The 25,476-nt window shown below is 39.5% G+C and carries 26 protein-coding genes and 1 other RNA gene; 14 read left to right on the top strand and 13 right to left on the bottom strand.

Annotated features, from left to right (window positions below):
• Positions 1 to 4 precede the first annotated feature (4 nt).
• The 7 genes from C7972_RS21240 (at position 5) to rocD (ending at position 7,883) form a co-directional block, all read left to right on the top strand.
• Positions 5 to 1,471 (top strand): sulfatase, encoded by a 1,467-nt coding sequence (locus C7972_RS21240; protein ID WP_110358181.1) that lies wholly within the window; start codon positions 5 to 7, stop codon positions 1,469 to 1,471.
• Positions 1,472 to 1,744: 273 nt separating this feature from the next.
• Positions 1,745 to 3,127, top strand: a complete 1,383-nt coding sequence (locus C7972_RS21245; RefSeq protein WP_181422960.1) for an alpha-L-fucosidase — start codon at positions 1,745 to 1,747, stop codon at positions 3,125 to 3,127.
• Between the two features lie 102 nt (positions 3,128 to 3,229).
• Positions 3,230 to 4,468 carry an enolase C-terminal domain-like protein gene (locus tag C7972_RS21250; protein WP_110358183.1) on the top strand — a complete coding sequence of 413 codons (1,239 nt, stop codon included), beginning with the start codon at positions 3,230 to 3,232 and terminating at the stop codon, positions 4,466 to 4,468.
• A gap of 122 nt (positions 4,469 to 4,590) precedes the next feature.
• A complete protein-coding gene (locus tag C7972_RS21255; RefSeq protein WP_110358184.1) occupies positions 4,591 to 4,962 on the top strand; it encodes a hypothetical protein in 372 nt (123 codons plus the stop codon).
• Positions 4,963 to 4,992: 30 nt separating this feature from the next.
• Positions 4,993 to 5,556, top strand: a complete 564-nt coding sequence (locus C7972_RS21260) for a hypothetical protein (protein ID WP_110358185.1) — start codon at positions 4,993 to 4,995, stop codon at positions 5,554 to 5,556.
• Positions 5,553 to 6,458 (top strand): endonuclease/exonuclease/phosphatase family protein, encoded by a 906-nt coding sequence (locus tag C7972_RS21265; protein WP_110358186.1) that lies wholly within the window; start codon positions 5,553 to 5,555, stop codon positions 6,456 to 6,458. The genes C7972_RS21260 and C7972_RS21265 overlap by 4 nt, the downstream gene beginning before the upstream one ends.
• A 144-nt stretch (positions 6,459 to 6,602) precedes the next feature.
• Positions 6,603 to 7,883 carry an ornithine--oxo-acid transaminase gene (rocD, locus tag C7972_RS21270; protein ID WP_110358219.1) on the top strand — a complete coding sequence of 427 codons (1,281 nt, stop codon included), beginning with the start codon at positions 6,603 to 6,605 and terminating at the stop codon, positions 7,881 to 7,883.
• A gap of 50 nt (positions 7,884 to 7,933) precedes the next feature.
• Here the strand turns inward: rocD and C7972_RS21275 are convergent, their stop codons facing one another.
• Genes C7972_RS21275 through C7972_RS21290 form a run of 4 tightly spaced genes read right to left on the bottom strand, consistent with a single transcriptional unit; the run spans position 7,934 to position 9,309 of the window.
• A complete protein-coding gene (locus C7972_RS21275) occupies positions 7,934 to 8,347 on the bottom strand; it encodes a DUF2752 domain-containing protein (RefSeq protein WP_110358187.1) in 414 nt (137 codons plus the stop codon).
• On the bottom strand, positions 8,337 to 8,621 hold the full coding sequence (locus C7972_RS21280) for a CD225/dispanin family protein (protein WP_110358188.1): 285 nt from the start codon (positions 8,619 to 8,621) through the stop codon (positions 8,337 to 8,339). The genes C7972_RS21275 and C7972_RS21280 overlap by 11 nt, the downstream gene beginning before the upstream one ends.
• A gap of 37 nt (positions 8,622 to 8,658) precedes the next feature.
• Positions 8,659 to 8,997 carry a CCC motif membrane protein gene (locus C7972_RS21285; RefSeq protein ID WP_110358189.1) on the bottom strand — a complete coding sequence of 113 codons (339 nt, stop codon included), beginning with the start codon at positions 8,995 to 8,997 and terminating at the stop codon, positions 8,659 to 8,661.
• A gap of 9 nt (positions 8,998 to 9,006) precedes the next feature.
• Positions 9,007 to 9,309, bottom strand: coding sequence for a DUF2752 domain-containing protein (locus C7972_RS21290; RefSeq protein ID WP_258364920.1), 303 nt, complete (start codon positions 9,307 to 9,309; stop codon positions 9,007 to 9,009).
• A gap of 59 nt (positions 9,310 to 9,368) precedes the next feature.
• Between C7972_RS21290 and C7972_RS21295 the strand changes: the two genes are divergently transcribed.
• Both C7972_RS21295 and C7972_RS21300 read left to right on the top strand, forming a co-directional pair.
• Positions 9,369 to 9,566: a hypothetical protein gene (locus C7972_RS21295; protein ID WP_110358190.1), complete on the top strand. Its 198-nt coding sequence runs from the start codon at positions 9,369 to 9,371 to the stop codon at positions 9,564 to 9,566.
• The gene (locus tag C7972_RS21300; RefSeq protein WP_110358191.1) at positions 9,566 to 10,114 is read left to right on the top strand and encodes a Smr/MutS family protein; all 549 of its coding nucleotides are present in this window, start codon (positions 9,566 to 9,568) and stop codon (positions 10,112 to 10,114) included. The genes C7972_RS21295 and C7972_RS21300 overlap by 1 nt, the downstream gene beginning before the upstream one ends.
• On the opposite strand, the gene C7972_RS21305 is transcribed toward C7972_RS21300, so the two are convergent.
• Positions 10,115 to 10,624 carry a hypothetical protein gene (locus C7972_RS21305; protein WP_110358192.1) on the bottom strand — a complete coding sequence of 170 codons (510 nt, stop codon included), beginning with the start codon at positions 10,622 to 10,624 and terminating at the stop codon, positions 10,115 to 10,117.
• 134 nt (positions 10,625 to 10,758) lie between these two features.
• On the opposite strand from C7972_RS21305, the gene C7972_RS21310 reads away from it, so the two are divergent.
• Complete coding sequence (locus tag C7972_RS21310) at positions 10,759 to 11,907, top strand: cysteine desulfurase family protein (protein WP_110358193.1); 1,149 nt, start codon at positions 10,759 to 10,761, stop codon at positions 11,905 to 11,907.
• Here the strand turns inward: C7972_RS21310 and C7972_RS21315 are convergent.
• The 3 genes from C7972_RS21315 to C7972_RS21325 form a co-directional block, all read right to left on the bottom strand.
• A complete protein-coding gene (locus C7972_RS21315; protein ID WP_110358194.1) occupies positions 11,904 to 12,557 on the bottom strand; it encodes a hypothetical protein in 654 nt (217 codons plus the stop codon). The genes C7972_RS21310 and C7972_RS21315 overlap by 4 nt on opposite strands.
• 117 nt (positions 12,558 to 12,674) lie before the next feature.
• Complete coding sequence (locus tag C7972_RS21320) at positions 12,675 to 15,194, bottom strand: carboxypeptidase-like regulatory domain-containing protein (RefSeq protein ID WP_110358195.1); 2,520 nt, start codon at positions 15,192 to 15,194, stop codon at positions 12,675 to 12,677.
• Positions 15,148 to 16,836, bottom strand: a complete 1,689-nt coding sequence (locus C7972_RS21325; RefSeq protein ID WP_110358221.1) for a M23 family metallopeptidase — start codon at positions 16,834 to 16,836, stop codon at positions 15,148 to 15,150. Before C7972_RS21325 ends, C7972_RS21320 begins: the two co-directional genes overlap by 47 nt.
• A gap of 195 nt (positions 16,837 to 17,031) precedes the next feature.
• Between C7972_RS21325 and C7972_RS21330 the strand changes: the two genes are divergently transcribed.
• The 4 genes from C7972_RS21330 (at position 17,032) to rny (ending at position 19,417) form a co-directional block, all read left to right on the top strand.
• On the top strand, positions 17,032 to 17,322 hold the full coding sequence (locus C7972_RS21330; RefSeq protein WP_110358196.1) for a hypothetical protein: 291 nt from the start codon (positions 17,032 to 17,034) through the stop codon (positions 17,320 to 17,322).
• A 14-nt stretch (positions 17,323 to 17,336) separates the two neighbouring features.
• A complete protein-coding gene (locus C7972_RS21335) occupies positions 17,337 to 17,633 on the top strand; it encodes a cell division protein ZapA (protein WP_031444722.1) in 297 nt (98 codons plus the stop codon).
• A gap of 54 nt (positions 17,634 to 17,687) precedes the next feature.
• A non-coding RNA gene (gene ssrS / locus C7972_RS21340) (6S RNA) lies at positions 17,688 to 17,797 on the top strand.
• 54 nt (positions 17,798 to 17,851) lie between these two features.
• Positions 17,852 to 19,417 (top strand): ribonuclease Y, encoded by a 1,566-nt coding sequence (rny, locus tag C7972_RS21345; protein ID WP_110358197.1) that lies wholly within the window; start codon positions 17,852 to 17,854, stop codon positions 19,415 to 19,417.
• Positions 19,418 to 19,539: 122 nt separating this feature from the next.
• On the opposite strand, the gene C7972_RS21350 is transcribed toward rny, so the two are convergent.
• The 5 genes from C7972_RS21350 to C7972_RS21370 form a co-directional block, all read right to left on the bottom strand.
• Positions 19,540 to 20,391, bottom strand: coding sequence for a hypothetical protein (locus C7972_RS21350; protein WP_110358198.1), 852 nt, complete (start codon positions 20,389 to 20,391; stop codon positions 19,540 to 19,542).
• Positions 20,392 to 20,448: 57 nt separating this feature from the next.
• A complete protein-coding gene (locus C7972_RS21355) occupies positions 20,449 to 22,647 on the bottom strand; it encodes a DUF349 domain-containing protein (RefSeq protein ID WP_110358199.1) in 2,199 nt (732 codons plus the stop codon).
• Positions 22,648 to 22,799: 152 nt separating this feature from the next.
• Complete coding sequence (locus C7972_RS21360) at positions 22,800 to 23,552, bottom strand: shikimate dehydrogenase (protein WP_110358200.1); 753 nt, start codon at positions 23,550 to 23,552, stop codon at positions 22,800 to 22,802.
• Entirely contained in the window at positions 23,530 to 24,543 is a 1,014-nt protein-coding gene (locus C7972_RS21365) for a DUF368 domain-containing protein (protein ID WP_110358201.1), read from the bottom strand. Before C7972_RS21365 ends, C7972_RS21360 begins: the two co-directional genes overlap by 23 nt.
• A gap of 14 nt (positions 24,544 to 24,557) precedes the next feature.
• Positions 24,558 to 25,475: a DUF368 domain-containing protein gene (locus C7972_RS21370; RefSeq protein WP_110358202.1), complete on the bottom strand. Its 918-nt coding sequence runs from the start codon at positions 25,473 to 25,475 to the stop codon at positions 24,558 to 24,560.
• Between the last annotated feature and the right edge of the window lies 1 nt (position 25,476).

Genomic DNA, 25,476 nt, shown 5'->3' on the forward strand with positions numbered 1-25,476 from the left:
AAAAATGAGAAAATTACTTTTTTGCCTCTCCATTTTATGTTTTTTTTCAGGTGAAGCCCAGCACAACAAAGTCAAAAAAAAGAGTGGCACCAAAAAACCGAATGTCTTGTTTATAATTGCGGATGACCTAACGGCTACGGCGATTTCATCCTATGAAAACATGGCTTCCAACACCCCTAATATTGATCAATTGGCAGCCGAAGGTACTAGATATACAAAGGCCTATTCCCAATACCCAGTCTGTGGTCCATCTAGGGCCTCCCTTATGTTCGGCTACTATCCCAATGCCACTAACACGTATGGATATGTTAGCGGTAGGGAAAATGTTGGTCCAACAAGAAAATCACTTTCCCAACTATTTAAGGATAATGGGTATTATACTGCCAGAGTGAGTAAAATCTATCATATGGGGGTACCAATAGATATTGAAACAGGATCCAACGGACAGGATGATGAGGCATCCTGGACCGAACGCTTTAACAGTCAAGGACCAGAATGGACTGCGGAAGGAGAGGCAGAACTGGTGCAAAATAACCCTTATGGACTGAAACCTAGAAAAGGGGGGAATGTTATGACCATTGTAAAGGCAGACGGGGATGATTTGGTGCATTCTGATGGAAAAACCGCTGAAAAAGCTATTGAACTTATTAAACAGCACAAAAATAACCCCTTCTTTTTAGCAGTGGGTCTAGTTAGGCCACACGTACCCTTTGTGGCACCTAGAAAGTACTTTGAACCTTATCCACATGAGCAAATGGTATTGCCTCCTAAGGTGGAAAACGATTGGGATGATATTCCCGCCCGTGGAATCAATTACGTCACCAGTGTTAATGGTGAAATGTCCGAAGAACAAGAAAAAAAGGCAGTTGCTGGGTATTACGCATCAGTGGCCTATATGGATGCACAAGTGGGGAAGATTTTAAAGTCTTTAAAGGAAGAAGGATTGGAAGATAATACCATCGTTGTTTTTACCTCAGATCATGGATTTCACTTGGGGGAACACCGCTTCTGGATGAAGGTGAGTCTTCACGAGGAATCGGTTAGGGTCCCCTTAATCATCAAAGTGCCTGGAAAGTCACCTGCAGTCTGTAATTCCTTTTCGGAACTTTTGGATTTATATCCTACCCTCGCGGAATTGGCGGGCATAAAAACTTCCGGTCATTTACAGGGAAAAAGCTTAGTTAAAACTCTGGATAATCCCAAGATCAAAGTGAGGGATTATGCATTTTCGGTGAGTCAGGGGGGTAAGTCCTTTTTGTTGCGTAACCATAAATGGGCATATATACAGTATGACGAAGATGCCGGGGCCGGAATGGAACTTTTTGATATGGAGCACGATGCCAAACAGTATAATAATTTGGCGCACAATCCCAAATATGCGGAAATAGTGATTGAAATGCAAAAAACATTGCGGGAGAAATTAATGGATATTAGAACGAATGATTTGGGCATCCAATATGGATCGAATTAGGGGGGTTATCAATCAATTCTGGAAAAGACAAAGGACAAAGTGTTTCAATTCTACAAAATATGGGCTTTATTAAAATGAATAGGATCCTTACTTATAGCAAATTGGAATCTGTCGTGTTATGTAATAACACTGCTATTTTTTGTAATGCACAAAGTATAAAGCTTATCCCAGGGGAAATTAGTACTGAAAACGATGGCAGTTCTTTTAATGTACAGATTCCATTGGAAATTGTTATTGAATAGTATTAAAATTAATAATTAAATGAGATACGAAATGAAAATTTATTTAAAAAATGTGGTTGCACTCCTAGGCCTGATTTTTGTCCACAATTTAAGTGCTCAGTCTTTAGGTGGCGGAGAAGCCAATCCAGACCTATTAACAAACAAGGAGGCATTAAAATCATTTCAGGACATGCGTTTTGGGATGTTTATTCATTGGGGACCTGTTAGTTTAAGAGGGACTGAGATAGGCTGGTCCAGGGGTAAACAAGTGTCCAAAGAGGATTACGACCAGCTGTATAAGGAGTTTGATCCCGTTTTGTTCAATGCCGCTGAATGGGTAAAAACTGCTAAGGGGGCTGGGATGAAATATATTGTACTGACCTCAAAACATCATGATGGGTTTTCCCTCTGGGACAGTAAATATACAGATTACGATATGGGTAGTACGCCTTATGGCAAGGGCATTCTAAAAGATTTGGTGGAGGAGTGCAAAAAACAAGGCATGGTGTTCGGAACCTATTATTCCATTGCAGACTGGTATCATCCTGATAATCCCGTGATATATCCTGCCGATGATTATCAATTTCATGTAGAGAAGGATTTTGAAGACGCCCAAACGAAAGCTCGAATGGAACGCTATGTCCTATTTATGAAAAATCAGTTGAAAGAATTGATCGAAGATTATGACCCTGCATTTATTTGGTTCGATGGTGAATGGGAATGGGCATGGTCCCACCAGATGGGAATGGACTTATATGCTTACCTAAGAGGATTGAAAGAAGATTTATTAATCAACAATAGGGTAGATAAAGGACGTGTTGGAATGGAAGAAACTATGAAGAGTATCCAATACGCTGGAGATTATGCCACCCCTGAACAACAAGTGGGCGCATTTAATATGGAGACACCCTGGGAAACCTGTATGACCATAGCAACACAATGGGCATGGAAGGCGAACGATAAGATAAAGTCTAAAGAGGAATGTATTCAAACACTGCTAAAAACTGTTGGCGGGGATGGTAACTTACTTTTTAATGTGGGACCAATGGCAGACGGTAGAATAGAAAAAAGACAGATAGATCGTTTGAAGGAAATAGGGGACTGGTTAAATCTGAATGGGGATTCCGTCTATGGTACCCGAGGTGGCCCTTATTTACCTACAGATTACATGGTTAGTACCCGAAAGGACAGCAAAATATTCCTACACTTGCTAAACACAAAAAAAACAAAAATAAAATTGCCATTTCCGAAAGATGTGAAAATTAATAAGGCCTATTTTCTTCATGATAGTCAAGAGGTGACAATTGATAAAAGTAAAACAGCGATTACCATTAATCTGCCAGACAATTTACCCGATGAGGTAGCCTCGGTAATAGTCCTGGAATTGAATAAACCGGCAATGGCAATTCCGCCGATAGAACGCATGAACTATTGATCCAGCAATGATGATCTTCTAAAATATTACAAAATCATGATTAAAGTTGTTTTCAATATGGTTTTAAAGTGTCATTGGAAATAACTATAACTATAATAATTTATGAATAAAACAATAGTAATTAAAAAAGGCTATTCCAATGATATTCAATACCCTCTTAAGAATGGTGCAGGTTCGGATGCGATCCATACAACGCCTATCTATGCCTATGCCGTTTGCAAATTGCAAACAGATTGTGAGTTGGAAGGAGTGGGGCTTGCTTTTACCTTGGGGACAGGTAATAAATTGGTCTGCGATGCCATTAGCTATTTGGTAAAACACATAGAAGGTAAGGAAATCCATGCATTAATGGCCAATTTTGGGGAAACTTACAAAGCAATGGCAGACGATCCTAATTTTAGATGGTTGGGTCCCCATAAGGGGGTGGTTCATTTGGCCTTGGCATCCGTGGTCAATGCCTGTTACGATCTTTGGGCAAAATCCAAAGAGATTCCCTTGTGGAAATTATTGATCGATCTTTCTCCCGAGGAACTGGTTAATACTTTGGATTTCTCTTATTATGAGGATGCTTTAACAAAAGAAGAGGCAATATCCATTCTGGTGGCGCAAGAGCACGGTAAGGAAAACCGGAAAATGATTGTGGATTTGGGATATCCTGGGTATGATACCTCTATAGGTTGGTTTAATTATTCGGATGAGCAAGTAGAAACCAATATTAAAAAAGCTTTGGATAATGGATTTTCGGCTATGAAGCTAAAAGTAGGCTCTAAAGAATGTGAAAGGGATGTCCGTAGAGCTTCTTTGGTGCGAAAAATTGCAGGGGATAATGCTACGATCATGTTCGATGCCAATCAACAATGGAATTTACCTCAAGCCATTTCCATTTGTAAAAAGCTAAAGGAATTAAATCCGTATTGGATAGAAGAGCCAACACACCCTGATGATGTGCAGGCACATGTTGATTTGGCCAAGGCGGTAGATGTAAAACTGGCGTTAGGCGAGCATGTACCCAATAAAATTACCTTTAAAAATTTTATCCGTTCGGGTAGTATGGCCTTCAATCAGGTAGATGCCGTTAGGGTAGGGGGAATTTCTGAATTTATACTAATAAGCCTTTTGTCCAGAAAATACAATATTCCTGTTGTCCCACATGTTGGGGATATGGGGCAGATTCATCAGCATTTGGTACTATTTAATCATATTTCTATAGGTCATCCGGCACTTTTATTGGAACATATCCCGCATTTGCAAGACTATTTCAAATTTCCTGTATCCATAGTGGATGGACGGTACAAGACACCGCATCAACCTGGAATTAGTGCTGATTTAAAAGTATATTGATTATTGTAAATAAAATGAGGTACGTTTTAAAACTGTTTATTATTGCCATTCTCTAGTTTGTCGAAGCTGGTAGTGCCCAAGAAAAGTTTCTTCAGGTGCCCTAATCCTTTATCGCCCAGAACTTGGAATACAAGGGCGTGGCCGTTCAAGATGATAATTATACTATTTGGGGCTGTGCACCCATCCATGGTGAGGATGGAAGAACTCATTTATTCGTGGCAAGATGGCAAGAAATGAATGTTAATCCTGCTTGGCGAAAATCTTCCGAAATAGCGCACTATGTTTCCGATTCACCAGAAGGGCCCTTTGTTTTTTCTGATATTGCCCTCAAAGGTACGCGAAAGGATACCTGGGATAAATATGCGCCACATAACCCGGAAATAAAAAAAGTGGGAAAGCAATACGTGCTGTTATATATTGCCAATACGGATTATCATCAACCTCTTCATGGCGGAAATCAACGTATTGGAATGGCCATTGCAAAATCTCCTTAAGGTCTATGGAAAAAAGTTGGGAAGGACGGAATGGTATTAAATGCAGACAACCCTAATAAATGGAATTATAAATCCAATATGGGAGTGGCAAATCCGACCTTTTTGGAAGTAAATGGGAAGTACTACTTATATTTTAAAACCAAAACCACAGAAGGTATACTAAAGTATGGCCTGGCTATTGCCAATAAATTAAAGGGCCCATATACTATTCAGGACAAGCCCGTTACTTCTAACAAGGGGACATTGGAGGAGGGAACCGTTTTTACCTATCAAGATAATATCTATTTATTGACCACGGACAATCATGGTCAAAATATGGGTATAGTTGGTGGTGGAACACTTTGGAAATCTAAGGACGGACTTACATTCAATTTGGGGAATGCTACTATAGGTTATAATCTATTGTCCACCTATTATTGGGAATACGATCCCCAAAAGGTAGTAAAGATATATAGCCCAGATCCGAAGCTGGAACGCCCAAAAATTTTGATGATAAATAATAAACCGGCATATTTGTACGCCCCTTCGGGTTGGAATATTTATGGCGGTCAACGCACTATAGGGCATGTTCTTAAAATAAATTTAGACCAATGAATTTTCGAAATATTTTATTGATAATTATAATACTGCCATTATCACTCGTATCACAAGATAAAAAGAGCGATTTTAAAATAATAACCTATAATATTTGGAATGGCTATGATTGGGGCAAGGATCAGGATAGAAGGGAGAAGGTGCAGCAGTGGATAGGAGTACAATCTCCAGATGTTGTTGCCCTACAGGAATTGTGTGCCTACACTCCGGAAAAGTTAATGGATGATGCCAAGGCATGGGGTCATGACTATTCCATATTGTTAAAAACTACCGGTTATTCGGTTGGTTTAACCTCCAAATATCCAATTGCTATTAAGGAAAAAATAATGGATGGTATGCACCATGGGGCATTGCACTGCCATATAAATGGAATCGATTTTTTGGTAATTCATCTCCATCCCGGCAGCATTGAGAGAAGACGGGAGGAGGCCACTATACTATCAAGGAAATTGGAAGAAATTAATAAATCCAATTCTAAATTTATCGTTTTGGGTGATTTTAACGCCCATTCTCCCTTTGATGCCGATCTGTACGATCCCAATGGTAATTTATTACAGGGATTACGAGAATCCAATGCTGGAAAAGGCTTGAAGGGGAATATTGAAAATGGCAGTTTTGATTATGCCGTAATGTCCAAGTTCCTGTCGATCCCTCTGTTTGACGTGGTACAAAAATTTACAAAAGGAATCAATGGGAGGGGCAGTTTTCCCGGACAGGTTTTGGGAGATATAAATGGGGAAACCAAGGAAGAATTGACTTCACGTTTGCAACGTATAGACTATATTTTGGTTTCACCCGAAATATCCCAGAAACTTTTGGATGCTAAAGTCCACAATGGACCGGAAAACTGGTTTTTGTCCGATCATTATCCTGTAAGTGCCAAATTTCGTCTAAAAGATTGATTGGTAGGTTTTTCTGAGCAAAAATCAATGCCTAAAAATTTTAGGATGCAATTTACAATTCGTAATTTGCAATCTCTACAAAAGTTGGATGATTTCTCTCCCCAAGAAGGAATTGCTAAAGTTTTATTTAAAAGTTATTTAATCATGTCGGTTTTGGAAAAATTATCTTCTAAAGATGCCATTGCACTGGAGGAAAAATTCGGAGCGCACAACTATCATCCACTACCTGTGGTTTTAACCAGGGGAGAGGGAGTTTTTGTTTGGGATGTTGAAGGAAAAAGATATTACGACTTTTTATCAGCATATTCAGCAGTAAACCAGGGGCATTGTCACCCTAAAATTGTCAATGCTATGATAAATCAGGCCAAAACGCTGACATTGACTTCCAGGGCCTTTTACAATGATATGCTCGGGAAATTTGAGAAGTTGGCCGCCCAAACATTTGGCTACCATAAATTACTGCCCATGAACACAGGGGCCGAGGCAGTGGAGACAGCTCTTAAAATTTGTAGGAAATGGGCCTACGAGAAAAAGGGAGTTCCAGAAAACCAGGCTCAAATAATTGTTTGCGAGAATAATTTTCACGGACGAACAACTACTATCATTTCATTTTCCAATGATCCTATTGCCCGCAAAAATTATGGTCCCTATACAGAAGGCTTTATTAAGATAGAATACGATAATATAAGGGCTCTAAAGGAAGTTTTGGAGAGCGATAGGAATATTGCGGGATTCCTAGTGGAGCCCATACAGGGAGAGGCTGGGGTATATGTGCCTTCTGAAGACTATTTGGTCAAGGCGCGTGAGCTGTGCACAAAGCACAATGTCCTTTTTATTGCCGATGAGGTGCAGACGGGAATAGCCCGCACGGGGAAACTATTGGCTAGCTGTGGCAATTGCAATTGTCCTGATAGGCACTGCAGTGGGACGCCTGAGGTAAAACCGGATATATTAATTTTGGGGAAGGCACTGTCAGGAGGGGCCTATCCAATCTCTGGAGTGCTGGCCAATGACGAAATCATGGAGGTAATAAAGCCCGGTAGCCATGGGAGTACTTTTGGCGGTAACCCAGTGGCTGCAGCAGTGGGTATAGCCGCTTTAGAGGTAGTCCAAGAAGAAAGGCTTGCTGAAAACGCTTATCAATTGGGAGTGCTGTTCAGGGAAGAACTCAATAAGTTTATACCCACTTGTAATATTGTAAAGGCCGTAAGGGGGAAAGGCTTATTAAATGCCATATTGATAAACGACTCCGAAGACAGCTCAACGGCTTGGGATATTTGCTTGGCATTAAGGGATAATGGTCTCCTGGCCAAACCAACTCACGGAAATATTATCAGGTTCGCCCCGCCTTTGGTAATGAATAAGGAACAGCTATTGGACTGTGTTGGGATTATAACGAAGACACTAATGCAGTTTGAGAAATAATTTTCCTCTCGATGAACGGGATGACCCGTTATTTATTTCATAGCGGTTTTTTATTCTGGTGCCAAAAGGGTAAAAGGATAAAGATTGATATTCCTTAAAATGGTAAACAGGGCAATTATTATTATCAACACTATAGGCGTTTTGGGGTGATAGATTAAATCTGGTAAGCTTTCTTTTCCGTGTATGGGGACATAATTACGCACCCAATGGTAGGCAATCAATAAAAAAGCAGGGATAAAAAGTAGGTTGTGTTTGGCTACACCAATGATATCCAAGTGGAGTAAATCGTGTAACGCCCTCTGACTCCCACATCCTGTACAGTAATAGCCTGTGGCAGTAAAAAATGGACATTGGGGAAAGTGGTTGGAATTACTTGGGTTGTTGAAAAAATAAAGGAGTAGTATTCCAAAGAAAACCACTCCCATTATAATGGCTACTGCTATTTTATTTCTTCTAGAAATCACCTGCGCCCATAAATGCACCAAAGATTGCCAAGCCAAAAAATGCAATATATATAAGCCAAAATAGGCCCGCTATTGCAATACCTACAATGGCCCATGTTTTAGCATTTTTGGAAGCTCTTTCGGCCTGTTCATAATTGCCTAGTGCATAGGCTTCATTTACTTTGGCAGCATTCACAATACTCACTATACCTGGTATCAGGCAACAGAATACCGTACTGATAATAGCTAAAACCAAATAGTTGCTCGGTTTGGGATGGGTTTGGTTGTTTTCCATAAAGATGATCAATTAAATTGTTGGCTGATAATAAAATTTATTGAAGGTTTTGAAAATAATCTTCCATTCTTTCCCTCATAAGTTCTTCGTTCTGTAATGCATCCCAACCAATAACAGAGATGATCCAAAGGAAGAAGAAGATTACTAGAATATTAAGAACGATACCTATGATCGATAAGGTTTTTCCTAACTTAACATTGTTGTATCCTTCATACATACTAGGGTTTACCGCATAGAGGATAGTGGCCTTTTTAGCTAGAATAAGGCCTACGATACCGAAGATCAAACCAATAATACCATAGCAGCAGCAGGTAACTATTGAGATAATCCCGAAAACTAATATTAGTGTGGCGTTGGGTAGTTTTTGTTGTTCCATAATTCTTTTTTAATGTATTAGATGAACCATTTTGTAAATGTAATTTACAATGACGATTCCAGCGTTTAGGTATAAAAGATAGATTTTGATCTTGAAGGAATTTTTTATGTCGAACAGTAGAGAGGCACCAACAAAACCCACTAGAAATATGAGGGTATATATAGCGGGATATATCTTTAAGGCCTCAATAAAGTTACCATCCAAAAGATAGGAAATAGACCGTTGAATTCCGCAACCGGGACACTCAATGCCGAATATCTGCTTGTTCATGCAAGGGAGCATATAATTTTCCAGTTCCAAGAGAATTGCCATCAGGGTTATTTAAAGTGCTAATATAATTCTTTACCGAAAAATACTATTATTTTTGGGCAATGAAAACAAAACGGACTTTTTATTTGGTGCTGATACTGGTTGGAGCTGTAATTTCCGGGTTGGGAGACCAGTATATGGAAGGGGAATATGCGTTGAGCATTGGAATTGTCCTGTTAATGTTTGGTCTGTATAGGACCACGCAGTTGTGGAGTATAGATCAAAATAAGGATGAGGATAAAGATAAAGAAAAGGACTAATGGATTTTAAGGTAGGAGATCAAGTTGAGGCCATCGATGATATTGTTCAAGGAGTTGTGGTAAAAGTAAATGGTGGGCAAATTACGGTAGAAAGTAACGATGGGTTCTTGTTAACATATACAGCAGCTGAATTATTGAAAGTTTCCAGTTCCAATGCTATTAAAGTGTCAAATTTTGAGGTGGCTAAAATAAAGGCAGAGAAGGAAGTGCCAAAGAACCGACATAGTAAGAAGTTAAAGGCCAAGGAGCGATTTTCTCCGCAGATGGAGGTGGATCTGCATATAGATAAGCTAACACCTTCCACAAAGGGAATGACCAATTTTGAAATGCTTAATATACAACTTGATACGGCCAAACGCCAATTGGATTTTGCTATTCGCAAAAAGATTCAAAAGGTAGTATTTATACACGGGGTAGGGGAAGGTATTTTAAAGGAAGAGCTATATTTCCTTTTTAAGCGGTACGAAAATGCAAAGTTTTATGATGCGGATTACCAGAAATACGGTATGGGGGCTACGGAAGTATATTTTTTCCAGAATACCCCATAATCAATTGGTTGTTACAGTTCCAAAATCGTTGATGCTTAAATCCGTTATCCGCTGATTGTTGGAAGCATTGATAAAAGTAATCCCACTTAGTCTTATGGTATGTTCATAAGTAGTGGTATCACCATCAACTACAGCTGTGGTGGTTATAAGTACCGAACCGCTCTCGGCTTCAATTTCTTCTACCACCGTAGGTTCCGTTGCAGGGATGAGATTGCAAAAATAGGTACTGGTAACATCGTCGGAAAAATCACGGTAGGTGAGGGTGGTACTAGAAGAAATAGGATATTCAACTTCGCCGTCCGATGCTACATTTTTAAGTGTTCCACTTGCTAAAGTGAGTATTAAAGCTTCGTTACCGTTAATTTTAAAGAATAATGTGGTATTGGTCGATACTGTTGTGTCACAGTAGTCAATGGCAATATCGTCAAAGTCTATGGTCTCTATGGTTAAATCCCCATCATCGCATGAACAAAGGGCCAAACACAGGAGGAAAGTCAAATAATTTTTCATGCCTCAAATTTAATCGAAATATAGGTTATAATCCTATAGGTTTATGAGCATTTTACAGGAAATTAACTTTATTTCAAGTAATTTTGGCAAACTTTTCCAGAGTTGGAAAGTTTTTAATTTGATTTATTTTTTTAATGAAAAAGGTTTATTTGGATAGTGCCGCTACCACTCAGGTTAGACCGGAAGTCATCTCTAAAATGCAAGATGCCCTGGCAAGTTGCTATGGTAATCCATCTTCTTCCCATGGTTTTGGGAGAACAGCTAAAACGGCTATTGAAAAAGCAAGAAAAACCATCGCTAAGTATTTAAACGCACACCCATCGGAGATAATCTTTACTTCGGGCGGTACCGAGGCGGACAATATGATACTTAGGTGCAGTGTTCGGGATCTTGGAATAGAAACCTTGATTACTTCCAAGATAGAACATCATGCGGTATTGCATACGGCCGAGGCGCTCGCTAGGGAATATGGTATTGAACTATTGTTTGTGGATTTGGATGGAAATGGTAATCCAGATCTTGCCCATTTGGAGTCGCTGCTGAAAAGGGATGACAGTAAGAAAATGGTTAGCCTAATGCACGTGAACAATGAAATAGGAAACATATTGGATATATTGGCCGTTGGAAAACTATGTCTGGAACACAATGCCTTATTTCATTCGGATACGGTGCAGTCCATAGGACATTTCCCATGGGATGTGCAGAAAACCAATGCCCACTTTTTAACTGCTGCAGCCCATAAATTTCATGGCCCCAAGGGGGTCGGATTCGCTTATATTAAAAGAAACACTGGTCTGCAACCCTTGATTTTTGGAGGATCTCAAGAACGCGGTTTTAGGGCGGGAACCGAACCATATCATAATATAGTAGGCTTGGAAGAAGCCTTTATAGCGGCTTACGACCACTTGGAAGAGGAAAGTGATTATGTGTTGGAGCTAAAAAGATATTTTATAGAAAAATTAACCAAAGCCATTCCCGATGTAGCCTTTAATGGACTTTCCGGGGATCTGGAGGGCGGTACCTATACCTTGGTGAACGTGCGCCTACCTTTTGATTCTGAAAAGGCATTGCTGTTATTGTTTCATTTGGATCTTAAGGGAATTGCCTGTTCCAAGGGCAGTGCATGCCAGTCCGGTAGTGACTTGGGTTCGCACGTGCTTGCGGAAATTCTTTCTCCTGAGGACTTGGAAAAACCTTCCTTGCGTTTTTCGTTCTCAAAATACAATACCAAAGAGGAGTTGGATTACGTTGTTGAGGTGTTAAAGGAATACGGTTCCAATTAGCTCTTTTTGCGATCTCTAGGGCGTTCCCTGTCATAAGGGAATTTTCTGGAAGCCAATTTCATCATGAGATCGATGAGGTCTGTAGTGTTTTTTCCAGATTTCTTATTGATTTGCTTTTCGTATTTCCAAAGCAATTTGCCGGTTATACCGTCACTTATTTTTACGCCTATTCGCCCATAATTGGAATCACCGTTAATATAATCAAGAAGGCTAAATTCTGTAGGGACACCTTTGGATAGAAGTACATTTAGGTCCAATGTGCCGCTTATGATACCATTCACCCCTAAAATTTGTGCTAGTTCCTTTACGCTGTAAACATCGATATTGTCATATGAAATACCATTTTGTTTTAAGATGGCATTGGTGTTTTTAATATTCTGGAACTCTACGGAAAATTTCTTTTTCTTTTTTCTTTTGGAAAAATAGGTTTCCAAGGCATCCTGTACCGCGTAGCCCTCCTTTTGTTCCAAATCTTTTAACTCCTTACTTGATATTTCATCCTTCAATTCCAGGTTGGTCAGGAATGGGATAATGGCCAAATTATTATGATCTTGGCTCAATTCGTCAAATTTTTCACTTGTATAAATGTTCTTTTGGGCGGACACACCTAGGCTAAGTAGGGTGAATATTATTATAGCAATATTTTTCATCTATAGCAATTTGTTCTTTTTGGACTGCACACAATTATGATTTATCTATGGGCGGGCCTTAACAGGCTTAACACCCAATGTGCTTGTCGATGTTGTCATTAAAATTTATATTCTGTACTAAAAACGCATCTCGATTTTAATATTCAAGACACGTCCGGTCATAAAATTGGGTACGGCAAATTGTTGTTCATTTATCAAATCCCGGACCCAGGTGTTGGTTATGGAATTTTGGTTGTTGAACAAATTAAATATTTCAAAGCCACCACTTAGATCCTTGAAAACCCTTAAAAAGGAATTTTTGTCATTGGATTTATTAGCTCCTACAAAAATATAGGAAATTCCTAAATCTGCACGTTTATAATCCTTTAATCTATTTTGATAAAGGTATGGATCCGTATAACTTGGTGAACCTCCAGGCAGCCCTGTATTATAAACCAGGTTTAAGTACATTTTAAGGTCCGGTACCTCTGGCATATAGTCCTGAAAGAGTATGCCTACTTTTAACCGCTGATCTGTGGGCCTCGAAATATACCCCCTTTCATTAATGTTTTCCTCTGTTTTAAGGTAGCCTAAGCTAAACCATGACTCCGTACCTGGAACAAAGGCACCATTTAGCCTTAATTCTGCCCCGTATGCATACGCCTTTGCATTGTTTTGTGCTGCATATCGTATACGGACATCTTCTAAGGTATAGGGGTTTACATGCGTCATTTTTTTCCAATAGGCCTCAGCGTTCAGCGTAAATGGTCTTTGCCACAATTTAAAGCTGTATTGGTTTCCATATACTAAATGATAGGATTTTTGGGCCTCCACTTCAGGATGAACAGTGCCATTGTAATCTCTTAATTCCCTGTATAATGGCGGCTGTTGGTAGACTCCGCCAGAGAGCCTGAACAGCATATCCTTTGTCCAGTTTGGCTTAATGGAAAACTGGGCCCTGGGACTAAATATGGTATGGGAGTCGCTTCTAAGGTTTTTAGCATTCACTGTCCAATGGCTGACCCTGGCCCCAAGGTTATAGTAAATATTATGTTCGTGCCATTCTGTTCTTTGGCTGTACTGCACAAATCCGGAGAGTTTATTGGTGTTTACCGAATTCCTGGCAATAATACCCTCATAAGGCACTAAGGGTGCTTCAAAAGGTATCTCTGGTTCATTTCGATTATAACCGGAATTAGGAGGTCGTACCATATACCCCAGAGAGTCTATGAATTCTGATTCCCTAATTTGATCTCTAATATCGGTGTGCTCCAGTTTCAGGCCCCATGAAATGACCTTCCCTCCCTTGGAATGGCTGCCCTTATGCTCTAAATTGAAGATTTTGGCATCCAGATCATTTCTGGCCCGATTGTATTGTGTGGCCAATCCATTTATAGGGGTAGGTTCCCCGGGGGATTCCACCTCAAGACCATCATTTACCTCGCTTAGCCGGTATTGGGATATTACATCGGAATATTCTTGCTCCCTATTAAAGTACAGGGAGGATATAAGTTTTAGGGTAGTTCTTTCATTTAATTGGTATTCCGCTTTAAGGGCATTTAGATGGGTCCTATACTGGTTTTTTTCACTTCCGGCATAATGGACCGTCAAAGTCTTTATATCATTCAATGTTCCAAAATTCGTCTGTCTGGTAAATGGTTGGTTTCGGTAATTGTTGATCGAAATATTTCCTAGGTAACTAAGTCGTAATTTGTTGGAAAATATATAGGTTGTATATTGTTGGATATCGAAAAAAGATGGATCATAGTTGCCATTGGAATTCTGACTATTCACAAAAAGGCTGTTGTCCCTGGATCTGACGCTGGTTAAGGAGGATAGTTTCTTGTTTTTGGAAACGCTTTCCAATGTAGTGGAAGTTCCTAGACGGGTCGCGGTAACTTTAAGTCCGAAATCTACAGCTGTCTTATAGCTGATATCTAGGACGGAAGAAAGTTTATCGCCGTATTTGGCTTGAAAGCCCCCTGCGGAAAATTGCAGGTTTCCTATCATATCACTATTTATAAAACTTAGACCTTCCTGTTGTCCCGAGCGTATAAGAAAGGGCCTGTAGATTTCGATGTCATTGACGTACACCAAATTCTCATCAAAATTGCCCCCCCTAACCATGTACTGGGTACTGAGCTCATTGTTGGAGGACACCCCGGGCAAAAGCTTTAAGATATTCTCAGCGCCTGCATTAGGTCCCGGAATATTTCGCACCATATCTGATGAAATAGTGGTAATTCCCTTGGCGTACCTACTGCCTACAGGGGTTACCACAACCTCGGCAATAAGTATCGCCTTATTTTTTAGAACGGGGTTAAATTCATAATTTTCATTGGTATTCAGAATGAGATCTTTAAGAATTAGTTTTTCGTTGCCCAGATGTGAAAAAGTTATTGTTGTTTCCTGGTCCGCTATAATTTCCAATATATAAAACCCGTTTACATCGGAAAAGGTTCCTTGGTTTTTGGACGCAATATTAACATTGGGCAAAGGAGTTTGGTTTTCGTCGAAAACCACACCGGTTATGGTAGCCGTTTGTGCCTTTAGAGTGGTTGCCGAAGAGGTTAGAACGACAAGAAAGAATAGTTTTAGAAGTCTCAATGTTTCATTTTCTGTAAAAAGTACTTGTGAAAGTACTGCTATTACCAACATTATCGGTAACCACTACTCTCAAATCACATTGTTTTTTATCCAATATAAGATCATCAAAATTATAGGTAATGGTATTTGTCTTTGGCTCATATTCCAAAAGAATCCATTCGCCATTAAGGGTTGCATTGTAACTATTGATACCACTTAGGTCGTCCGTAATTTTTAAGCTCAAATAACTGTAGTTGGTAAGCCATTGTTTGTCCTTAAAATTTTTCGGTCCAATCTGTGGAGCAACAGTATCTTTCGCCAAGGTATAGGTTCCCAGATTCCTGGTTCTTGTTGTAAAGGTAGTGCCCCGTTTATAGGTGGAGGTGTAATTTGCATCCCTATTATTGTCCAATCTACCAATGAACAGTTGTTTCCTTTCCTCTTCCGAATATTTTGAAGCATCAAAGGTTATTGTGAAGTTTCTGTGTACCGGTACCTTGCTATTGTGAATTGTAATAGTATCCTGTCCACTTTTTAAATCGATATAAAAATTGTCATAAAACGTATTGGCCGGGAAATACACCTTTGCGGCACCCAAATCAAAATTGTTAGGTTTTTTGGCAATAATATAGTTGTCCGTTTTCTCTTCAATTTTTGGAATTTTAATTTCTTCAAGTTTTCCTTCCACCGGTATGATCAATTTGGTAAGATTACCGGCAAGATCATAAATGTGAATTTCCACATTATACGATAAGCCTTCACTTACTTCTATTTTGCCATTGTTGTAAATGGTCTTGTAGATGCCCAAAAGGTTGCTTTCGTCCTTAAAACACTTTTGTATCCTTTCCCTATAGGTGCTGTAATGGTCGTAGTCTATTAAGGTGTTTATGTATCTGCTTTCGGTAAATGAGAATGCCTCAAAACTGAATTCGGTGTATAATTTTCCATTCACTATCTGTTTCACTGAATAAACTCCGTTTTTGTTGGCGGCAAGGTCTTGACGATCAAAGGCATTAATTCCAAATCCAATGGTGCCAAGGGCAGTAACCTTGTCCGCTAGATAGGTGCCATCACTTTGTCTATGGTATTTTATTTTAATTTTTTCCTGACTCTGATTTACTTGAGCGTTCTCAGAAAGTGGGTAGCCATAAACATTTAACAGAGTGGGGTCTGTAGCGTCCCTAACCTGCATTCCATATAGAAGTGGATTTGTCGGCATTTCAGAGGCGCTATTTCTAATTTCAAAATGCAGGTGGGGTCCGGCAGATCCACCAGTATTTCCCGTGAAGGCCATAAGATCACCTTTCTGAACCTTAAGCTCAGAAAATTCGGGAAAAATTTCCACTTCAAAAGATTTTTTCTGGTATTGGACCTTCTTTACGTATGCTTCTATTTGGGGCGAAAATTTTTGAAGATGTCCATAAACAGACGTATAGCCATTGGGATGGGCAATATAAAGTGCTTTTCCATATCCCCATTCCGAAACTTTTATTCTGGTAACCGTACCCTCACCTATGGCGTAGACCGGTAACCCCTGACGTTGTTGGGTTTTTATATCGATACCTGCGTGAAAATGATTGGAACGCAGTTCTCCGAAAGTTCCAGAAAGAACAATTGGAATATCCAAAGGGGATCGAAAAAAATCCTTTGGATAGGGTGCTTGCCCATAAATCATTGAGGTAAATAGAAAAAATCCTAAAAAAAAGCCTTTCATATTGGTGATAATTGGTACGAAAGTAATTAATACCATTCTAATTCAAAAAAAAGTCTGTGTTATATAATATATAAAAAGGGTCAATTATTTTTATTAAATTGAGGTTGGAAATTTTACTTTAAGAATAAATGAAAAAAGAATTGCTAAGTATAAAGAGGTGTGTTAACTTTGTGTAAAATGCATTGATATTTGCAAATGAGTGAATTGGTAGATATTGTTGATTCTTTAGAAAATAAAATTAGTAAGTTGTTGCATAAGCTGGAGCTCTTGCACCATACCAATTTAAAATTGGAAGAAGAATTGGTTGCTGTAAAAAATGATCATGAGGCTACAAGGGTTTCAGTGAATGAATGGCAGGAAAAATACAATTCACTAAAATTGGCGAGTTCTATGCTGGGTAGTGATACGAATAAGACCGAAGCGAAGCTTAAAATAAACACATTGATTAGGGAGTTGGACCATTGTATTGCCCAACTTTCAGAATAGTGTAAATAAACATTATGGCAGAGAAGCTCAAAATTAAGCTTTCTATAGCAGATAGGGTATATCCCTTAACAATTGATCCTCTACAGGAAGAGGGCTTAAGAAAGGCCGCTAAGAATATAGAACAGCTGGCAAAGAAATTTGAGCAAAACTATGCCGTAAGGGATAAACAAGATGTGCTGGCCATGTGCGCACTTCAGTTTGCCTCCAAGATTGAGCAAAAGGGAATAGACCATTCAGAAGGTGTAAAAGAAGCTGCAGAGCGATTAAAAGCACTGAATATGTTGGTCAGTTCCAAGCTAGGGATGAAATAACGTTCTTTAAAATAAATAAAGTTACTGCCCACATTGGTAATTAATTTTTGACAAACTCAACACTAATTTGTTTGAAAAGGGTGAGTTTAGATTGTAAAAGCAGGCCTTACCCGTATAAGGATCCTTGAGCAGTCTGGTAGCCCTAAACCTGTTTATCGGGGTTTGTACAAAACTTCCATCAATGTGGGCTTTTTTTATAAATAATTTTCAAAATAAATATGGATAGTATAGCAATAATAATAGGATTGGTTGGATTGGGAATTGGATTTGCCATTGCAAAGTTTATGGAAAAGGGCAAGGCCTCCAAGACCATTGCCAACGCAAAAAAAGAGGCGGCCAATATAATTAAGGAAGCCAATATTGAAGGGGAAAATATTAAGAAGGATAAAATATTCCAAGCCAAGGAAAAGTTCTTGGAACTAAAAGCTGAGCACGAGAAGGTTATTATCAATAAGGACAAGAAAATATCGGAGGCGGAAAAACGTACAAGGGATAAGGAATCCCAGGTGAGTAGTGAACTTGCAAAAGGTAAAAAATTGGGAGAGCAGCTGGAACATAAGCTGAAAGAGGTGGATTATAAGAGTGAATTCCTGGAAAAGAAACAATCCGAGCTTGATAGACTACATAAAAGCCAAGTACAACAATTGGAGGTAATTTCAGGGCTATCTGCCGAGGAGGCCAAATCACAACTGTTGGAGTCCCTTAAGGATACGGCAAAATCCGATGCCATGGCCTATATTCAGACTACCGTGGAAGAAGCTAAGCTTACGGCCCAACAGGAGGCCAAGAAAATTATTATCAATACCATTCAGCGTATTGGTACCGAGGAGGCAGTGGAAAATTGTGTTTCCGTCTTTAATTTGGAATCCGATGATGTAAAAGGAAGGATTATAGGTCGCGAAGGACGAAATATTAGGGCTTTGGAAGCGGCCACAGGGGTTGAAATTATAGTAGACGATACCCCAGAGGCCATTATCCTGTCCTGCTTCGATTCCGTACGTAGGGAGGTTGCGCGTTTGTCATTGCACAAATTGGTGACAGATGGTAGGATACATCCTGCAAGAATTGAGGAGATTGTTAAAAAGACAGAAAAACAGATAGAGGAGGAAATCGTTGAAATTGGTAAACGTACGGTAATCGACTTAGGGATACACGGCCTGCATCCAGAATTGATCAAGGCAGTGGGTAGAATGAAATATCGTTCCTCATATGGCCAGAACCTCTTGCAACACTCTAGGGAAGTTGCCAAACTTTGTGGGGTTATGGCGGCCGAGTTGGGAATAAATCCAAAACTGGCCAAACGTGCCGGTCTATTGCACGATATTGGAAAGGTTCCAAACACCGAGGCCGAGGTTGAAACGCCACATGCTATTCTTGGGATGCAATGGGCCGAAAAATTTGGAGAGAAACCCGATGTGTGCAATGCCATTGGAGCCCACCATGACGAGATAGAAATGAAAACACTTATAGCGCCAATAGTGCAAGTGTGTGATGCCATTAGCGGTGCAAGACCCGGGGCAAGAAGACAGGTGTTGGATTCGTACATTCAGCGATTAAAGGATTTGGAAGATATCGCTTTCGGATTTGGTGGAGTGCAAAAGGCATACGCAATTCAGGCTGGAAGGGAATTGAGGGTTATTGTGGAAAGTGAAAAGGTAAGCGATGATAAAGCCGCCGAACTTTCATTTGAGATATCCCAAAAAATCCAAACAGATATGACCTATCCCGGTCAAGTGAAAGTTACCGTTATTAGGGAAACTAGAGCCGTAAATGTGGCCAAGTAAAATATACTGATATTATAAAAGCCTACCCAGAAAGTGTTCCATACGTTTTTGGATAGGCTTTTTTGTATCCTACCCTGGAAATTAATTCGGTATCGTTACATTGTTTTGTTGGTAGGAATTCCTTAATCCAGCCTATAAGGTCTGCTGATAATCTTGTTTTTGTATATGTCCAGTTCCTTCAATCCCATTTTGGTCCATTCGTCCCAACTGGATTGTTGTGATAGGTCACTATATACGTCCGTATCATAAGCGTCCTGTTTTAACTGGAGTTCTTTATGGACTTCATTCCCTATTCTTTCCACGTTCTTTACAAGGTCCTTAAAACTCTTTACCTCGAGCTGTAATCTTTGCGTAAATTTCCGGGCATAGAGTTCGGTAATATCAAAATGTAACTGTTCGTGATTCAATACTAGGGATTGGTTCTTATTATTTTTAAAATAGGACAGTTCGCAATTGAAATAGGTGTCCACTTCAACGATAACTATGTTTTCTTTTGGTTTTATGCGGGTGTTATAACCAAAATAGGCATTTGTGGCGGCAACAAAGGGTTTGTCATTGGTTGATCCCTTAAAATCGCTCACTTTAAGTTTTCTATCGGGGTTCCAAAGAATTTCTTTTTCAAAGGCTTCGGGATTGGGAACGGAATAGATACTCCCCCTAATTCTATGGCAAGGATTTAAGAGCGCGCTAGGGGGGCTATGTTTTGTTATGTAAATTAAATTACCGCCAATTTCTTTGGCCTGTTTTTCCGCGGCGCGTTTAACTTGTATAAAATCGCAATCCCCGTTAAGGCCCTTGTGTCTGGTTACTATAGTGCCGATTAAAAGGGAATCGCTGAGGTTCGGTTCTTCTTTGGTAAAAATGAATATTGAACTGGGTTGCGGCAATCGGTGGGCAAGGGGCTTGGTCGATTCTTTTACAATTATTCCAGAAGTTCCACAGCTTGTTAGGAAAATAACAAACCATAAAACCATCAATGCACTGACCTCTGTCTTACTAATATGCTCTTGTTTAAATTTTTATATCGGGGTCTATTCTTCGTCTGCGGAGGGGTCTTCTTCATTTTCCGCTTCTTCCGCCTCTTTGATCAAATTATTCTCCAGAATGTTCAATTTTTTTAATTTAGCCTTCCATGTGGCCAGGGAGTCTTTGTGGTTGTTTATATTTTTGATCACTTCTTTTACCACAGGATTGTCCTCGGAAGCATTGGAAAAGAATTGGAGATTGTTTTCCAACTGTCTAATTTCACTCTTGCTTTCGTCTATTTTTCTTCTTATAAAGGTACGTTCATTGGAGATGGCGTAGTCGTTGTCATTATTGGCCAGCTGCTGAATCTTATTACCGTATTTCATGAGTTCCGCTTCCTGTCTGTTGATATCCAATTTTTTGAATAGTGCATCAAGAATTTTGTTAAACTTGGCATTTATGCTCTTTTTGTTGAAGGGGACCCTGCCAGCTTCTTTCCATTCTGCAATAAACCCTTTGATGGTAGCCAAATCCTTGCTCTTATCACCACTAAGTTGGAAGCTCTTTAATTTTTCCAGACAGGCATTTTTCCTGTCAAAATTCTCGGCCTCTTCCTTGTGGGCTTCATTTTTCAAGGCATGTAAACGATCAAAATAATGGTTGCACGCAGTTTTGAACTCCTTCCATATTTTGTCCGAATATTTTCTGGGAACATGCCCGATTTTTTTCCATTCGTTCTGAATTCTCTTCATTTCCTGGGTAGTAGTGTCCCAATCCTCACTATCCTTTAAGGAAACGGCAAGCTCCAACAATGCCTTTTTTTTATCGAGATTGATCTGTTGGTCTTTCTTTAAATTCTTATAGTAGTTATTCTTGTTTCTATTGAACTCACGGACCGCATCCTTAAAACTTGCCCAAGTCTTCTCATTTACTTTTTGGGGTACTTTCCCAGCTTTAAAGAAGGAATCCCGCAATTTTTCAACCTCCTTTATTTGTTGTTGCAATTCTTTGTGACTAGAGGCAATATGGGTGGCTATGGAGCTTATGGATTGGATAATTTCATTTTTCCTTTCCAAGTTTTGTTCATAGACTTTTTCCAAGTCCTTAAAATAATCCTGTCGTCTTTGGTGAAGCAATTTGGTGGCATTGCTAAAACGTTCCCAAATCTCTTCCCTGTGTTCTTTGCCAACAGGGCCAATATCTTCCTTCCAGATTTTGTGCAGGGTCTGAAGTTCTTGAAAGGCTTTGTTTAAATCCTCCATTTGGACCAACTCTTCGGCCCGCACCACTATCTTTAGTTTTTCCTCATAGTTGTGCTTAAAATCAAGGTCCCTAAGTTCCCTATTTAAGTGTAGGAAGTCATAAAATATTTCAATATGGTGATGGTATGTTCGCCAAACATCATTGTAATTGGCACGTGGAATTGGACCTGCATTTTTCCAGCGCTCCTGCAGATCCTTAAAGTTTTTATAGGTTGTGTTTATATCCTCTTCAACATTTACAAGGGCTTTTAGTTCATTGATGATCTCCAGCCTTTGGGAAAGATTGGATTTAAGTCCCTGCTCCAGGTTTTTGTAATAGCTATTTCTTTTTTCACGGTAATCTGCATATACCTCGTTAAACTGTCTTTTGGTGACGGAATTGTAACGGAAATCTATTTCATTTCCCCCACTATTTATAAAGTCTTCCTTCTTTTCATCTATGAACTCCTGAAATTTTTGATCGAACTCATATTTTATGCCATCAACATGCTTTTTTATGGCCTGTACTTTTTCATTCCTTACCAATCGTTGAAGTTCACCAACCAAGTTCTCCATGGACATTGCGTGGTAATCTGGCATGGGAATATGGTGCCGCTGATGGTTGTCGGTGTCTTCGGCATCCTCTGCATTGGATTCATCTATTTCTTCCAGAACATCTTCCTCTTTCTCCACAGCCTCTTGGCCAGACTCTTCATTGTTGGTGGAATCATCAACAATTATTTCAGAAGTCTCGTTCTCTTTAATGGACGGTACCTTTTCCGGAGCTTTTTGGGTTGACGTTTCTTCCAGTATTTCTTCGTCCTTGGTTTCGGAGCCAATAGAAGCACTTTGGTCTTCCATCATTTCCTTGGTGTTGTTTTCAGAATCTGTTTCACCGGTCTCGGGACCGGGAGTTTTTTTTGTTTCAGTCTCGGCCTCCGAATTATTTATTGCTTCGGTATTTTCTGAGGTTTCCTCTGTACCTACATTATTCTGTAGGTTGTCTTCTTTATCTTCTAACATTTTTATGAATGTTTATAGCTTTCTAAATGTAATGTACGGAAATATAATTACATCTGTCTATATATCAAAGGTAATGAAACTTCTTTTTAAGGTTTTTTTTAAGAGGCTGCTCCTGTATTTTGAGGTTTTGATTGGGGCAATTGTTTCTTATTCTAGGAATTCCATATCTGCCAGGATTTTTCTGCCTGAAATTGGAGCATGTTGGAGCCATTGCTTATTTTACCGCCTTGCAGCTCACCTGCCAATAAAAATGCAGTTTTTTCCGGGTTGTAAATTAGATCGAAGAGCAAATGTTGATCGGTGATGAAGTTGTAAGGTAGGTCTGGCTTGTCGTTTATGTTGGGGTAGGTTCCTAAAGGTGTGCAATTAACAATGACCGTATGGTTATATAACACTTCCTTGTTAAGGTCTGTGTAATTGAGTTGTTGGTCCTTGGGATTTCTAGACACAAATTTAAAGGATATTCCTAATTTATCAAGTACAAATGCCACTGCTTTGGAAGCACCACCTGTGCCTAGGATAAGTGCTTTTTGATGATGTTCCTCAAGATGCGGTTCTATTGATTTTTGAAAGCCATAAGCGTCTGTATTGAAGCCAATTGTTTGTGCCCCATTGATCTTAATAGTGTTCACCGCTCCAATGGCCTGGGCCTCTGGATCTATTTTGGATAAAAAGGGTATAATCTGTTCTTTGTAGGGGATGGTGACGTTAAAACCTTTAATATTGCTGTTTTGTTCCAATACCCTTCTGAACTCGTCAATACGCTCCAAATCAAAATTTTCATAAGAATGATTTTCCAGTCCCAGTTTGGTAAATTTCTTGGTAAAATATCCCCTAGAGAATGAGTAGGAGATATTTTTTCCAATTAATCCAAATCTAATTTTATTTCTTTCTGTTTTTTCCATACCAGTCTAATCCTAATAAAATTAATATCCCAAAAAATATAAAAAAAATGGCCCACCAGGTCTCGGAAGATCCCACATTTGGCAGGAATCTTTCATAATTCTTTATTATCGGGTTACTGTTGGTGTCCAAGAGCAAATTGCCATTGGTATCCGTTTTAAATAAAGTGCGTTTCCAAGGCCATACCACTCCCAAAGAGCCTGTAATGAAACCTATTATAACAGCAGTGGTTATATGTCTATAATGTTTTAGAACGTACGTTAGCAGATGGGAGAGTGTCACCAATCCGGCAGCAGATCCCGTAGTGAAAACCGCCAATATTTTTAAGGTATTGAGCCGTGTTGGATTTTTAATAAAACTGAAGTCGCCCATTAATATTTCGGAAAAGGTATCGTAAAGTGCATTTACGGAATCTACCAGGAGCAGTACATAATTGCCCAAAAGGATCAGAATAAAGGAACCGGACAGTCCAGGTAAGGTCATGCCGGAGACACTTATGATACCGCAAAAAAATATAAAGACTAAATTGTCGTTTTGTGTAGCGGGATTGAGGAAGCTTATGGATATGCCTATGAATAAACCGATTATTCCCGCCGGGACGGTCTTTTTCCCCCAATGCCCAAAGTCCTTTCCTATGTAGTAAATAGAGCCCAATATCATTCCAAAAAATGCAGACCACACATAGAGCTCATTTCTTTCCAAAAAATAATCCAAAATTTTGGAGACACTGAAATAACTCACCAACATGCCAAAAATAAGAAGGACCAAAAACTGGCCGTTGGTGTAGCGATAAAAGCTTTTTAACCTTCCACTGACCAAGAGTTTAATGGCTTTTCCGTTCACCTTTTGTAGGGAATAGATAAACTCTTCATAAAATCCGCCCACAAAAGCCACAATACCCCCGGATACACCGGGAACTTTGTTGGCTGCACCCATAAATAATCCTTTGATTACAAGGAAAAATTTATCCGTGAATGTTCTGGGGTTTCTCATTTGGGGTAGGGGGTTTATCTTTTTGCGGCCAATTTTTCCAGTATAAAAATAAGGGAAAAACCAAGGATAGCTAGAATAATCGCAGATATTAATTGTGGGTCCCCGTCAAAGGAGAAGGGCAAAATGTTTCTATCTGAAATCGTAATTATCTTATCCCCGAACATTTTGGTTTCCAGGACTTCTTTCCACGGCCAAATTTTATTCAAGGAACCCAATATAAACCCGGTAAGCAATGCAAGTGTAAGATTTTTGTAGTGGGTAAACATCCATTTTAGAAGTTTGGCAAAGCTCAATAGTCCAAAAATGGCCCCTAAGCCCACAGTAACAATAATTTTAAGATCGCGTTCATGTACTGCATCCAATACTGTTTTGTATGAACCCAATAGTACTAGGATAAAAGCTCCGGATATACCTGGTAGAATCATTGCACATATGGCCAGTGCCCCGGACAAGAACAAGTAGGGGAGAGATCCCGAATTGTCGGAAGGGGGTAACTTTGTTATGTAAAAAGCTATGGCGGCTCCCATGATCAATAATAGTATTGCAGCCACATTCCATTTTTTTATTTCCCTGCCTACCAACATAATACTGGCCACAACCAAGCCAAAGAAAAAGGACCAAAGGGGAATGGGTTCGTTCTCCATTAACCAACTAATGAGTTTGGCCAAGGAGAGGACACTAATACCGATGCCTAGCAACAGGGCAAGTAGAAAGTTGCCGTTAAGTTTAATCCAAAAGGCTTTTATTCCTTCCTTCCTTAACGTATTCAACAGGGCTACATTAACGTTGTTAATGCTGGTGATGAGCTCTTCGTATATTCCGGAAATAAAGGCTATGGTGCCTCCAGAAACACCGGGTACAACATCTGCTGCGCCCATGGCCATTCCTTTTAATAAGATAATGATGTAAGATAAGAGATTGCGATTTTCCATA

The sequence above is a fragment of the Arenibacter sp. ARW7G5Y1 genome (assembly GCF_003201775.1).
In the GTDB taxonomy this organism is placed as follows: domain Bacteria; phylum Bacteroidota; class Bacteroidia; order Flavobacteriales; family Flavobacteriaceae; genus Arenibacter.

Coding starts and splice junctions, on each gene's coding strand:
- C7972_RS21350 (WP_110358198.1), bottom strand. CDS start 20,391: ATGGTTTTATGGTTTGTTATTTTCCTAACAAGCTGTGGAACTTCTGGA.
- C7972_RS21305 (WP_110358192.1), bottom strand. CDS start 10,624: ATGAAAAATTATTTGACTTTCCTCCTGTGTTTGGCCCTTTGTTCATGC.
- rocD (WP_110358219.1), top strand. CDS start 6,603: ATGTCGGTTTTGGAAAAATTATCTTCTAAAGATGCCATTGCACTGGAG.
- C7972_RS21300 (WP_110358191.1), top strand. CDS start 9,566: ATGGATTTTAAGGTAGGAGATCAAGTTGAGGCCATCGATGATATTGTT.
- C7972_RS21240 (WP_110358181.1), top strand. CDS start 5: ATGAGAAAATTACTTTTTTGCCTCTCCATTTTATGTTTTTTTTCAGGT.
- C7972_RS21335 (WP_031444722.1), top strand. CDS start 17,337: ATGGCAGAGAAGCTCAAAATTAAGCTTTCTATAGCAGATAGGGTATAT.
- C7972_RS21315 (WP_110358194.1), bottom strand. CDS start 12,557: ATGAAAAATATTGCTATAATAATATTCACCCTACTTAGCCTAGGTGTG.
- C7972_RS21260 (WP_110358185.1), top strand. CDS start 4,993: ATGGTATTAAATGCAGACAACCCTAATAAATGGAATTATAAATCCAAT.
- C7972_RS21295 (WP_110358190.1), top strand. CDS start 9,369: ATGAAAACAAAACGGACTTTTTATTTGGTGCTGATACTGGTTGGAGCT.
- C7972_RS21285 (WP_110358189.1), bottom strand. CDS start 8,997: ATGGAACAACAAAAACTACCCAACGCCACACTAATATTAGTTTTCGGG.
- C7972_RS21355 (WP_110358199.1), bottom strand. CDS start 22,647: ATGTTAGAAGATAAAGAAGACAACCTACAGAATAATGTAGGTACAGAG.
- C7972_RS21360 (WP_110358200.1), bottom strand. CDS start 23,552: ATGGAAAAAACAGAAAGAAATAAAATTAGATTTGGATTAATTGGAAAA.
- rny (WP_110358197.1), top strand. CDS start 17,852: ATGGATAGTATAGCAATAATAATAGGATTGGTTGGATTGGGAATTGGA.
- C7972_RS21320 (WP_110358195.1), bottom strand. CDS start 15,194: ATGTTGGTAATAGCAGTACTTTCACAAGTACTTTTTACAGAAAATGAA.
- C7972_RS21310 (WP_110358193.1), top strand. CDS start 10,759: ATGAAAAAGGTTTATTTGGATAGTGCCGCTACCACTCAGGTTAGACCG.
- C7972_RS21250 (WP_110358183.1), top strand. CDS start 3,230: ATGAATAAAACAATAGTAATTAAAAAAGGCTATTCCAATGATATTCAA.
- C7972_RS21280 (WP_110358188.1), bottom strand. CDS start 8,621: ATGGAAAACAACCAAACCCATCCCAAACCGAGCAACTATTTGGTTTTA.
- C7972_RS21245 (WP_181422960.1), top strand. CDS start 1,745: ATGAAAATTTATTTAAAAAATGTGGTTGCACTCCTAGGCCTGATTTTT.
- C7972_RS21265 (WP_110358186.1), top strand. CDS start 5,553: ATGAATTTTCGAAATATTTTATTGATAATTATAATACTGCCATTATCA.
- C7972_RS21365 (WP_110358201.1), bottom strand. CDS start 24,543: ATGAGAAACCCCAGAACATTCACGGATAAATTTTTCCTTGTAATCAAA.
- C7972_RS21370 (WP_110358202.1), bottom strand. CDS start 25,475: ATGGAAAATCGCAATCTCTTATCTTACATCATTATCTTATTAAAAGGA.
- C7972_RS21325 (WP_110358221.1), bottom strand. CDS start 16,836: ATGAAAGGCTTTTTTTTAGGATTTTTTCTATTTACCTCAATGATTTAT.
- C7972_RS21290 (WP_258364920.1), bottom strand. CDS start 9,309: ATGGCAATTCTCTTGGAACTGGAAAATTATATGCTCCCTTGCATGAAC.
- C7972_RS21330 (WP_110358196.1), top strand. CDS start 17,032: ATGAGTGAATTGGTAGATATTGTTGATTCTTTAGAAAATAAAATTAGT.